The organism is Pseudomonas sp. SMN11 (genome assembly GCF_052041945.1).
Taxonomy (GTDB): Bacteria; Pseudomonadota; Gammaproteobacteria; order Pseudomonadales; family Pseudomonadaceae; genus Aquipseudomonas.
Genome location: NZ_JBKGGW010000010.1, coordinates 141922 through 152853 on the forward strand (window position 1 = coordinate 141922; position 10932 = coordinate 152853).

Consider the following 10932-nt stretch of genomic DNA (forward strand, 5'->3'; position numbering starts at 1 on the left):
TGCACCGGCCTCTTCGCAGCTAAAGCCGCTCCCACACGGGCCGGTGCAGGCTTGAATCAGCCTTTGCCTTTGGTGCGGGTCTGATTCGGCCCGCCATTCTTCTCCAGGTGCTCGATGATCATCGCGGCCACGTTCTTGCCGGTGGTCGTTTCGATGCCTTCCAGCCCAGGCGACGAGTTCACTTCCATCACCAACGGCCCGTGGTTGGAGCGCAGGATATCCACACCCGCCACGCTCAGCCCCATCACCTTGGCGGCACGAATGGCTGTCATGCGCTCTTCGGGGGTGATCTTGATCAGGCTGGCCACCCCACCGCGGTGCAGGTTGGAGCGGAACTCTCCTGGCTTGGCCTGGCGCTTCATCGACGCGATGACCTTGTCGCCTACCACGAAGCAGCGGATATCCGCACCGCCGGCCTCCTTGATGTATTCCTGGACCATGATGTTCTGCTTCAACCCCATGAACGCCTCGATCACCGACTCGGCGGCCTTGGTGGTTTCGCACAGCACCACACCGATGCCTTGGGTGCCTTCCAGCACCTTGATTACCAGTGGCGCGCCATTGACCATCTGGATCAGGTCGGGAATGTCATCCGGCGAGTGGGCGAAACCGGTAATCGGCAGGCCAATGCCACGACGTGACAGCAATTGCAGCGAGCGCAGCTTGTCACGCGAACGGGCGATGGCCACTGATTCGTTCAGCGGGTACACACCCATCATTTCGAACTGGCGCAGCACCGCGCAGCCGTAGAAGGTCACCGAGGCGCCGATGCGCGGGATCACTGCATCGAAGCCCTCCAGCGGCTTGCCACGGTAGTGGATCTGCGGCTTGTGGCTGGCGATGTTCATATAGGCCCGCAGGGTGTCGATCACCACCATTTCATGGCCCCGCTGGGTACCGGCTTCGACCAGGCGGCGGGTGGAATACAGACGCGGATTGCGCGACAGCACAGCGATCTTCATGCAGCACCTGTGACAGGGGAGAGGGTGGCCGGATAGGCCGGTTTGTCTTGTACGTATTTCAGGCCGGGGTTGACCACCAGTTGGCCGTGAATGAGCGCCTTGGAGCCCAGCAGCAGGCGATAGCGCATGTTCTTGCGGCAGGCCAGGGTAAACTCGACTTCCCAGACCGCATCGCCCAGGGCCAGAGTGGTGCGGATCACGTAACGGGTCTGCGCCTGGCCGTTGGAGCTCTTGATGGTCTTCATGGTCACCAGTGGGGCTTCACAGCGGCGGTGGCGCAGTTGCACGACCGAGCCGAGGTGGGCGGTGAAGCGCACCCAAGGTTGGCCGTCACGCTCGAACGGCTCGACTTCGGTGGCATGCAGGCTGGAGGTGCTGGCGCCGGTGTCGATCTTGGCGCGCAGGCCCGCCACGCCGAGGTCGGGCAGGGCCACCCACTCGCGCAGGCCGATCACTGTCAGATGGTCAAATTTCTTCACAAAGCACACCCTGCGGATAAGGTGGTGAACTGTAAGCACGGCGGGGACTTTTTGCATCCGTCAGTTACGGTAGTACAGTTCGATGAAAGACAGAATTCGAGGAAACGAGATGGCACAAAAAGCCGAGGACGACGACAAGGTCCGCCTGGACAAATGGCTGTGGGCGGCGCGCTTCTACAAGACCCGCGCGCTGGCGAAGGCGGCGATCGAGAGCGGCAAGGTGCATTGCCGGGGCGAGCGCTGCAAGCCGGGCAAGGAACCTCGGGTAGGTGATGAATTCGTGTTGCGTACCGGGTTCGACGAACGCACGGTGGTGGTCAAAGCGCTGTCGATCGTGCGGCGCGGGGCGCCCGAGGCGCAGACGTTGTATGAGGAGACTGAAGAAAGTATGCGCCGCCGCGAGCAAGCGACCGAGATGCGCAAGGCGGGGGCCATGGGGGTGACCACCGATGGGCGGCCGAACAAGAAGCAGCGGCGGCAGATTCACCAGCTGCATGGGAGCTTTGAATAGCCGGGGCCGCTGTACGGCCCTTTCCGACCGGTCCGGCAAGGCCGCACCCACAATGATCGGCGTATGCAGGCCCTTTGTGGGAGCGGCCTTGCCGGGGCGCCGGACCGGTCGGAAAGGGCTGCGTAGCAGCCCCAGAGATTTAGCGGATCACCGCCAATCTCCCGACCAACGGTAACTTCTTGGCAATGGCAAACAGAGGTGCCGTCCACCGCAGCAGCAAGGCACTGCCCTTGGCCGCCAACGGCGTATGGCAACTCCAGCCCAACGCCAGTACCGCCATCAGCAGGCCGCCAATGTAATCGTCCTGTCCCCAGTGCGCCCCGGCCACCAGCCGCGGCATCATGAACAGGAAAGCCAGCGCCCAAGTCACGAGGTGCTGCAACAGGCGGCGGCTGAACAGGCTCATGAACAAGGCCCAGATCAGCAGCACCGAGGCGTGATCACCCGGGAAGCTGTTGCTGGAACGGTCCTTCAGCTCCCAGGCTTTTTCCAGGTTCGGGTAGTAGCTGCTGAGGTGCACCACGTTGTCGAACACCATCGATGGGCTGTCATGTTGCCAACCCATTGCATTCACCCACTTGGAAAACAGCGCGCGAATCACCACTAATAGGAGCAGCGTGACCAGAAAGCCAAAGAAGGCTTCGCGAACCTGGCTGGCCTTGAACACCCAGTTGCCACGAATCAGCACGGTCAGAAGGATCAGGCCGACGACGATATCGAAGGGGCGCAGGCTGCCGACGGTCCAGATGTAGCGCCAGGTCGTGCTGTCGGCCAGTGGCGCATTGAGGCTATGGAATAGCCACTCGTCGAAAGTCAGGCACAGGATCTGGCCAATAGGCCATAACCAGAAACACAGTAGAGCGATGGGAAGCAGCGTACAGGCTGCCAATGGCCCCCAGGACCACCTTGCTTGGAACAGTGGTCGATTGTCCATAAAATACCTCTATTGCCAACGGAAATCAGAGCGCCTTGTGAGCGCTCTACCACGGGATCGCGCAGTGGTTCGACATCCCGTGTAACCATTTTGTCATCATTTTCAGATAGCCAAAACCTATGAGCGATTTGCCTGATACCGATTTCACCCAACGTTTCATCTTCGACGAGCGCGATGTGCGCGGCGAGTGGGTGTCTCTCGATGACAGCTACGCCGCGGTGCTGGCGCGTCACGAGTACCCGCAGCCGGTGCAGGCATTGCTTGGCGAACTGATGGCCGCGACCGCCTTGCTGGTGGGCGCGCTGAAGTTCGACGGCCTGCTGATTCTGCAGGCGCGTTCCGAAGGGCCGATCCCGCTGCTGATGGTCGAATGCTCGGGCGAGCGCGACATCCGCGGCATGGCTCGCTACGAAGCGGAGCAGATCCCGGCCGATGCCACCCTGGAGCAGTTGATGCCCGGCGGCCACCTGACCCTGACCATCGACCCGGTCAAGGGCCAGCGTTACCAGGGCACCGTCGACCTGGACGGTGCCAACCTGTCGGAGTGCTTCACCAACTACTTCGTGCAGTCGCAGCAGCTCAATACTCGCTTCTGGCTCAACGCCGAAGGCGGCAAGGCCCGTGGCCTGCTGTTGCAGCAGCTGCCGCGCGAATTCCAGAAGGACGATGAGGAGCGCGAAGAAAGCTGGCAGCATGTGATTGCCCTGGCCAAGACGCTCAAAGCTGAAGAGTGGTCGCTGGACAACGAAACCCTGCTGCACCGTCTGTACCATGAAGATGCGGTACGCCTGTTCGACATCCAGCCACTGCGCTTCAAATGCAGCTGCTCGCGCGAACGTTCCGGCAATGCGCTGGTCAGTTTGGGCGAACACGATGCCAAGGCGCTGGTTGAGGAGTGCGGTGGTCAGGTGGAGATCGATTGCCAGTTCTGTAACCAGCGCTATTACTTCGATGCCAGCGATGTTGCGCAACTGTTTGCCGGTGGCGGCACGGAAGCAGCGTCAGAAACTCGCCACTGAAACGTTTAATTTCAGGGGAATCTCCTGTCGAATTGCGCAAAAGAGCAGTTCTGACAGGAGGGGCCTACTTTTTTTGGGCGTTTCTGGCATAATCCGGCCACTTTTTTCGCTGTAGTAGTTTTTTCGAGACAACTACAAAACGTTTGGAGCACTCGGCCTCGGGCCGGATGGGGTATCTCATGACGCAAGCCAACAACACCGTGTACACCGACCTGAGCGTCGATGAGCTGGTTAAAGAAGCGCTGTCCCGCGGTGAAGGCGTGCTGGCCGATACTGGCGCACTGGTAGTCGAAACTGGCCACCGTACTGGCCGCTCGCCGGCTGACCGTTTCATCGTCGAAGAACCTTCCACCCAGGACCAGATTGGCTGGGGCCCGATCAACCGCAAGTTCCCGGCCGACAAGTTCGATGCCCTGTGGGACCGCGTCGAGGCGTTCAACAACGCTCAGGATCACTTCGTTTCCTACGTTCACGTAGGGTCCGCTGCCGAGCACTACCTGCCGGTGAAGATGACCACCCAGACTGCCTGGCAGAACCTGTTTGGCCGTTGCCTGTTCATCAACCCGGAGCAGTACAACCCAGCTGGCCGTGATCAGTGGCAGGTTCTGAACGTCGCCAATTTCGAGTGCGTACCAGAGCGTGACGGCACCAACTCCGATGGTTGCGTCATCATCAACTTCGCCCAGAAAAAGGTGTTGATCGCCGGCATGCGTTACGCTGGCGAAATGAAGAAAGCCATGTTCTCGGTGCAGAACTTCCTGCTGCCGGCTGCCGACGTACTGCCGATGCACTGCGCCGCCAACATCGGTGAAGCTGGCGACGTAACCCTGTTCTTCGGCCTGTCTGGCACTGGCAAGACCACCCTGTCGGCCGATGAAAGCCGTTACCTGATCGGTGATGACGAGCACGGTTGGGGTGAAGGCGTTGTCTTCAACATCGAAGGCGGCTGCTATGCCAAGTGCATCGACCTGTCCGAGAAGAACGAGCCGGTCATCTGGAAAGCCATCAAACATGGTGCAGTGCTGGAAAACGTCGTCATCAACGATGCCAAGCACGCTGACTACACCGATGTCAGCCTGACCCAGAACAGCCGTGCCGCCTACCCGCTGGAGCACGTCGCGAAGGTCTCCGAGAAGAACCTGGGCGGTGAGCCGAACGCAGTCATTTTCCTGACCTGCGACCTGACTGGCGTTCTGCCGCCGGTTTCGATCCTGAACAACGAGCAGGCGGCCTACCACTTCCTGTCCGGCTACACCGCGCTGGTTGGTTCCACCGAGATGGGTTCGGGCGGCGGCATCAAGTCGACCTTCTCCACCTGCTTCGGCGCACCGTTCTTCCCGCGCCCGGCTGGCGTCTACGCCGAGCTGCTGATCAAACGCATCAAGGCCTTCGGTTCCAAGGTCTACCTGGTCAACACCGGCTGGACCGGCGGAGGCTACGGCGTTGGCAAGCGCTTCAGCATCCCGACCACCCGTGGCGTGATCGCTGCCATCCAGAGCGGTGCTCTGGTCGGCGCCGAAACCGAGCATCTGGACATCATCAACCTGGACGTGCCGAAGGCCGTTCCCGGCGTTGATACCGAGCTGCTCAACCCACGTGCCACCTGGGCTGACAAGGCTGCCTACGACGAGGCCGCCCAAGGCCTGGCCAAGCTGTTCATCGAAAACTTCAAGAAGTTCGAAGTTTCCGACGCCATCAAGGCTGCTGGCCCACAGCTGTAAGCTGACCCCAGCCGCAACGAGAAAGCCGCCCCCTGGGGCGGCTTTTTTGTTCCTGGAGCACTGACGCTGTCAGTGTAGGAGCGGCCTTGTGTCGCGAAAGGGCCGCATCGCGGCCCCAGCAATATCTGCCTGAATGCAAAAATCCTGGGGCTGCTGCGCAGCCCTTTCGCGACACAAGGCCGCTCCTACAAAGAATCGTGGGCAGTCAAAAACTGGAATTTCTGTTTCACTGTCTGCATCCACTGCCAAGATACAGGCCTAACAGATGACCGAATCCCCCAGCCGCACGGCCTTCTCCCACTTCCACCCGATCCTCACCCGCCCCCAGGACAACGACGTCAACGGCCACATCGCCGGTGCCACCGTCCATGGCTTCTTCGAAACTGCCATCCAGGCCTTCCTCGTCGAACAGGCGGATGTCGACCTGCGCGATGGCGAGCTGGCAGCGTTCGTGGTGAGCTCGGCGGCAGACTTCTTCGCCTTGCCGGGCTTCCCGGATGTGCTCGAGGTGGGGCTGGGGGTGGTGCGGCAGGCAGGCAGTACCGTGGAGTATCGCCTGGCGCTTTACCGTCCGGGGGAAACCGATGCGTGCGCGGCAGGGACGGTGGTGCAGGTGTTCATCGAGCGCGCCAGCGGCAGGCCGGTGCCGCTGCCCGAGGCATTACAGGCGATCCTGGCTGGCCTGCAGCTGGATCCGCAGGCATGAAAAAGCCCTGCCGGTGAGGGCAGGGCTCTTTTTACCCGCAGGCCAGGCCTCAGGTATCAGTCACGCCAGTGACGGTGCTTGCGGTGGCCATAGTGGCGGCCGCGGTCGTAGTGGCGACGGTCGTCGTAGTCACGACGGTAGCGACGGTCGTCGTGGCGCTCGTCTTCATCGGCCTTGTTGCCCATGTAGTTACCCAGCGCACCACCGGCACCACCGCCTGCGGCCGCGCCGATGTAGCTACCGGTGGTGCCGCCCACCGAGCGACCTACCACGTTACCGCCTGCAGCGCCCAGTGCACCACCGATGGCGGCCTCGCCACGCTGGCGCTTGTCGGCACCCAGGGCACCGCCGGCCGCACCGCCCAGGCCTGCACCAATGGCACCGCCGGTGCTACCGCCGATGGAGTTGCCCACTACGGAGCCGAGTACCCCACCCAATGCGCCGCCAATGCCAGCCTCGGTATTGCCGCCTGCCATGGCAACGCCGCTGAGCAAGCTGAAAGACAACAACAGAATCGAGGAGTACTTCTTCATCAAGAGAGCCTCATAGGGATGACGTGGGCGAATTTGAGGCTACGGAGCGCGGCTGGCAACGAAAATCCGACGAGTAGCACGAGTTGTACACAATTCTCTAAGTTGCTGTATTTACTGTGAAACTTTATCGATTTTCGCTTGTCAGAGGTATTTATGACAAAGCCCTGGACCTCGCGGAACAGGGCTTTTTTCGTTTTGACCGGGGCCTTTCTGCTTACAGGATTCTGCCGTCGTCCCGGGCGCGTTCCAGCTTGATGGCAACGAACTTGGACGTCGGCGTATGGCTGCCGTCGCCGATGCTTTCCAGCGGGATCAGCGGGTTCACTTCCGGATAGTACGCCGCTGCCTGCCCGGCAGGGATGTCGAAGGCCAGCAATGTGAAGCCATGCACACGGCGCACATGCTCATCACCCCACAGCGAGACGATGTCGACCTTCTGCCCAGGCTGGAAGCCCAGGCGGATGATGTCGGCCTCGTTGGCGAACAGCACCTCGCGCTGGCCGCGCACACCGCGGTAGCGGTCGTCCAGGCCATAGATGGTGGTGTTGTACTGATCGTGGGAACGCATCGACTGCATGATCAGGTCCGGCAACTGGCCGCTGGCGCGGACGCGCTCGTCGATCAGGGTATCAGGCAGCAGGTTGGCCTTGAAGTTGGCGCGGCCCGTGGTGGTCTTCCATTGGCGGCTGGCGGCGCTGTTGCCCAGGTAGAAGCCGCCCGGGTGGGCCAGGCGCTGGTTGAAGTCGGCAAAGCCGGCAATGGTGTCGCCGATCAGGTCGCGGATGCGCGCGTAATCGGCCACTAGCCAGTGCCAGTCCACCGGGTGCTTGCCCAGGGTGGCAGCCGCGATACCGGCGACCACGGCAGGCTCCGAGCGCATCTGGGGCGACAGTGGCTTGAGCTGGCCATTGGAGGCATGGACCATGCTGAACGAGTCTTCCACGGTGACCGCCTGCGGCCCATCGGCCTGCAGGTCGATGTCGGTACGGCCCAGGCACGGCAGGATAAGTGCCTGCTTGCCGTGGATCAGATGGCTGCGGTTAAGCTTGGTGCTGATGTGTACGGTGAGTTCGCAGTTGCGCAGGGCCAGCGCGGTCCGTTCGGTGTCCGGGGTGGCCTGGGCGAAATTGCCGCCAAGGCCGATGAACACTTTCGAACGGCCATCGAGCATGGCGTGGATCGCCTCGACGGTGTTGTGGCCGTTGTGCCGTGGCACCCGGAAGTTGAAGCGCTTTTCGATGGCATCAAGCAGGGCCACCGGCGGGCGCTCGTTGATGCCCATGGTGCGGTCGCCCTGCACGTTGCTGTGGCCACGTACCGGGCACAAGCCCGCGCCCGGCACGCCAAGGTTGCCGCGCAGCATCTGCAGGTTGACGATTTCCTGGATGGTCGGTACCGAATGGCGGTGCTGGGTGATGCCCATCGCCCAGCACATGATCACCCGCTTGCCACGGCAATACATGCGTGCAGCCAGCTCGATGTCGGCCAGGGTCAGGCCGGATTGCGCCTGGATGTGCTCCCAGGAGGTGGCGTCCACCGCGGCCAGATACTCTTGCACGCCATGGCCGTGCTCGGCGATGAACACATGGTCGAATACTGCCGGCTCGCCGTTGGCCTGGGCTTCGCGCTCCCATTGCACGACGAACTTGGCCATGCCGCGCAGCAAGGCCATGTCGCCGCCCAGCGCCGGGCGGAAGAACGCGGTGTTGGTCGGACGGTCACTATTGGTCAGCATCTCCAGCGGGTTCTGCGGGTGCTGGAAGCGCTCCAGGCCACGCTCCTTGAGCGGGTTCACGCAGACCACCTGGGCGCCACGTTTCACCGCGTCGCGCAGCGGGTCGAGCATGCGTGGGTGGTTGGTGCCAGGGTTTTGGCCCCAGACGAAGATCGCATCGGCATGCTCGAAGTCGTCATAGGTGACCGTGCCCTTGCCGACCCCGACGCTCTGGCCCAAGGCCACGCCGCTGGCTTCGTGGCACATGTTCGAGCAATCGGGGAAGTTGTTGGTGCCATAGGCACGCACGAACAGCTGATACAGGTAGGCCGCTTCGTTGCTGGCCCGGCCGGAGGTGTAGAACTCGGCCTGGTCGGGGGTGGCCAGTTTGTTCAGTTCACGGGCGATCAGCGCGTAGGCGGCATCCCAGGCGATCGGTTGGTAGCGATCGCTCTGTGGGTCGTAGACCATCGGTTCGGTCAGGCGGCCCTGATACTCGAGCCAGTAGTCACTCTGCTGCAGCAGCGCGCTGACGCTGTAGCGCTCGAAGAACGCCGCATCGACGCGGCGTTTGGTGGCTTCCCAGTTGACCGCCTTGGCACCGTTTTCGCAGAACTTGACCATGCCGCTCTCGGGCGAATCGCCCCAGGCGCAGCCGGGGCAGTCGAAGCCACCGTTCTGGTTAGTCTTGAGCAGGGCGCGGATGTTCTTCAGCGCGTTATCGCTGCCGACCCAGGCCTTGGCCACGCTGCGCAGCGCGCCCCAACCACCGGCGGGGCCGTGGTAGGGCTGGTAGCGAGGGGTGGAGGCTGGGGCGTTGTCCGGGAGTTGCTGGTACGAGGTCACGACTGTTACGACTCCGCCGCTGGGCTGTAGACCCGCGGTGCACTGTGTTTGGGCAGATGAATGAGGTTGAGGTTGTGCTTGCGCGCCCATTGCAGGGCAAGGCCGGTGGGCGCCGAGAGGCTGACCAGGGTCTGGATGCCGGCGCGCAGCACCTTCTGGATCAGCTCCAGGCTGCAGCGGCTGGTGACGATGGCCAGGCCGCCCTCGGTGCTGATGCCTTGGCGCAGCAGGGCGCCGATCAGCTTGTCGAGGGCGTTGTGCCGGCCGATGTCTTCGCGGCCCATCAGCAATTCGCCCTGGGCGTTCATGAACAGCGCAGCGTGCACGGCACCGCAGTGCTGGCCCAGCGGGGTGAACGCATCGATGCGCTCACGCAGGCCTGCCAGCCATTGCGCTGGCGGCAGAGGTGCGCCAGGCAGTGCGGTCAGTTCCGGCAGCGCCTGTTCCAGGGCTTCCACCCCGCACAGGCCGCAACCACTGGTGCCGGCCAGCTGGCGACGCTGGTTCTTCAGGTTCCAGAAGGCGCGGCTGGAAATCTCCAGGTCGGCATACATCGCCGAGCCACTGCCGGAGAGTTTCAGGTCATAGATTTCCGAAGTGCCTTCGACGATGCCACTGCCAACGCTGAAACCGACCGCAAAGTCTTCCAGGTCGGTGGGGCTGACCAGCATCACAGCCTGGTTCAGGCCGTTGTAGGCAATGGCCAGTGCGACTTCTTCGGCCAGCGGCGTGCAGGCGCGTTCGCCGTCGCTGAGCTGGACGTAGTCGTAGGTGTTGCTGGCGGCAGGCAGTGCCAAGGGCATGGAGGCCGCGCAGACCGGAGGTTTGCTTTGCATCGGGCGAGAGAACCGGCGGCTATTTGATAGCACCAGCCTAGGCCGACGGGCCGGGCGCGTCTAATCGCTAGGGTCTATGCCTTGATAGACCGCGTCGATTGGTCGCAGAGGGGCGGGCGGGGCAATCCTGGCCTAGACTCCTGGCTCCGAGGTTTACGTCAACAAGGAGCGCGTCATGAGCCTGTTCAGTTTCGTGAAGGAAGCCGGCGAGAAGTTGATCGACCTGCTGACCCCCGGCAATGCCAATGCCGAAGAGCAGCTGAAGAAACACGTGGAAAGTGTCGGCCTGGGCAACCCGAACATCTCGGCCACTGTAGAGGGTGACAAGGTCATTCTCAAGGGCGAGGTGGCCAGTCAGGAAGAGAAAGAGAAGATCATTCTCGCCGCCGGCAACATCGAAGGGGTAGCCAGCGTCGATGACCAGATCACCGTGACCGGGCCGGTCGTTGCGGCGGCAAGGTTCGTCACCGTGAAAAAGGGTGACACGCTGTCAGCGATCTCTGTGGTCGTGTATGGCAATGCCGGCCAGTACAACAAGATTTTCGAGGCCAACAAGCCGATGCTCAAGCACCCGGACAAGATCTATCCGGGGCAGGTGCTGCGTATTCCTGACTGATCCCTTCCAGCCGTCCCGGCCCTTTCGCGGGTAAACCCGCTCCCACAGGACCTGT

11 protein-coding genes are annotated in these 10932 nt (G+C 62.3%); 5 read left to right on the forward strand and 6 right to left on the reverse strand.

Annotation, left to right across the window (positions count from 1 at the left end; all coding sequences use genetic code 11):
• Positions 1-56 precede the first annotated feature (56 nt).
• Together rimK and rimB are read right to left on the reverse strand one after the other, a co-directional pair.
• Positions 57-962 (reverse strand): 30S ribosomal protein S6--L-glutamate ligase, encoded by a 906-nt coding sequence (rimK, locus tag ACLEJU_RS12130; protein ID WP_103448592.1) that lies wholly within the window; start codon positions 960-962, stop codon positions 57-59.
• Positions 959-1441: a retropepsin-like aspartic endopeptidase RimB gene (gene rimB / locus ACLEJU_RS12135; protein WP_085678653.1), complete on the reverse strand. Its 483-nt coding sequence runs from the start codon at positions 1439-1441 to the stop codon at positions 959-961. The genes rimK and rimB overlap by 4 nt, the downstream gene beginning before the upstream one ends.
• A gap of 109 nt (positions 1442-1550) precedes the next feature.
• Between rimB and ACLEJU_RS12140 the strand changes: the two genes are divergently transcribed.
• Complete coding sequence (locus ACLEJU_RS12140) at positions 1551-1952, forward strand: RNA-binding S4 domain-containing protein (protein WP_435424197.1); 402 nt, start codon at positions 1551-1553, stop codon at positions 1950-1952.
• Positions 1953-2091: 139 nt separating this feature from the next.
• Here ACLEJU_RS12140 and ACLEJU_RS12145 read toward each other — a convergent pair whose 3' ends face one another.
• Entirely contained in the window at positions 2092-2886 is a 795-nt protein-coding gene (locus tag ACLEJU_RS12145) for a phosphatase PAP2 family protein (protein WP_435424196.1), read from the reverse strand.
• Positions 2887-3005: 119 nt separating this feature from the next.
• Between ACLEJU_RS12145 and hslO the strand changes: the two genes are divergently transcribed.
• The 3 genes from hslO (at position 3006) to ACLEJU_RS12160 (ending at position 6332) form a co-directional block, all read left to right on the forward strand.
• Positions 3006-3905 (forward strand): Hsp33 family molecular chaperone HslO, encoded by a 900-nt coding sequence (gene hslO, locus ACLEJU_RS12150; protein ID WP_435424195.1) that lies wholly within the window; start codon positions 3006-3008, stop codon positions 3903-3905.
• Between the two features lie 179 nt (positions 3906-4084).
• Positions 4085-5626: a phosphoenolpyruvate carboxykinase gene (locus tag ACLEJU_RS12155; protein WP_110637854.1), complete on the forward strand. Its 1542-nt coding sequence runs from the start codon at positions 4085-4087 to the stop codon at positions 5624-5626.
• A gap of 265 nt (positions 5627-5891) precedes the next feature.
• Positions 5892-6332 (forward strand): acyl-CoA thioesterase, encoded by a 441-nt coding sequence (locus ACLEJU_RS12160; protein ID WP_435424194.1) that lies wholly within the window; start codon positions 5892-5894, stop codon positions 6330-6332.
• Between the two features lie 56 nt (positions 6333-6388).
• Here ACLEJU_RS12160 and ACLEJU_RS12165 read toward each other — a convergent pair whose 3' ends face one another.
• The 3 genes from ACLEJU_RS12165 to fdhD form a co-directional block, all read right to left on the reverse strand.
• Positions 6389-6865, reverse strand: coding sequence for a glycine zipper domain-containing protein (locus tag ACLEJU_RS12165; RefSeq protein ID WP_060507546.1), 477 nt, complete (start codon positions 6863-6865; stop codon positions 6389-6391).
• 214 nt (positions 6866-7079) lie between these two features.
• A complete protein-coding gene (locus tag ACLEJU_RS12170; RefSeq protein WP_435424193.1) occupies positions 7080-9425 on the reverse strand; it encodes an FdhF/YdeP family oxidoreductase in 2346 nt (781 codons plus the stop codon).
• Positions 9426-9430: 5 nt separating this feature from the next.
• Positions 9431-10261: a formate dehydrogenase accessory sulfurtransferase FdhD gene (gene fdhD / locus ACLEJU_RS12175; RefSeq protein ID WP_435424192.1), complete on the reverse strand. Its 831-nt coding sequence runs from the start codon at positions 10259-10261 to the stop codon at positions 9431-9433.
• A 175-nt stretch (positions 10262-10436) separates the two neighbouring features.
• Here fdhD and lysM point away from each other — a divergent pair, with 175 nt between their 5' ends.
• Complete coding sequence (lysM, locus tag ACLEJU_RS12180; protein ID WP_060507543.1) at positions 10437-10877, forward strand: peptidoglycan-binding protein LysM; 441 nt, start codon at positions 10437-10439, stop codon at positions 10875-10877.
• Positions 10878-10932 lie beyond the last annotated feature (55 nt).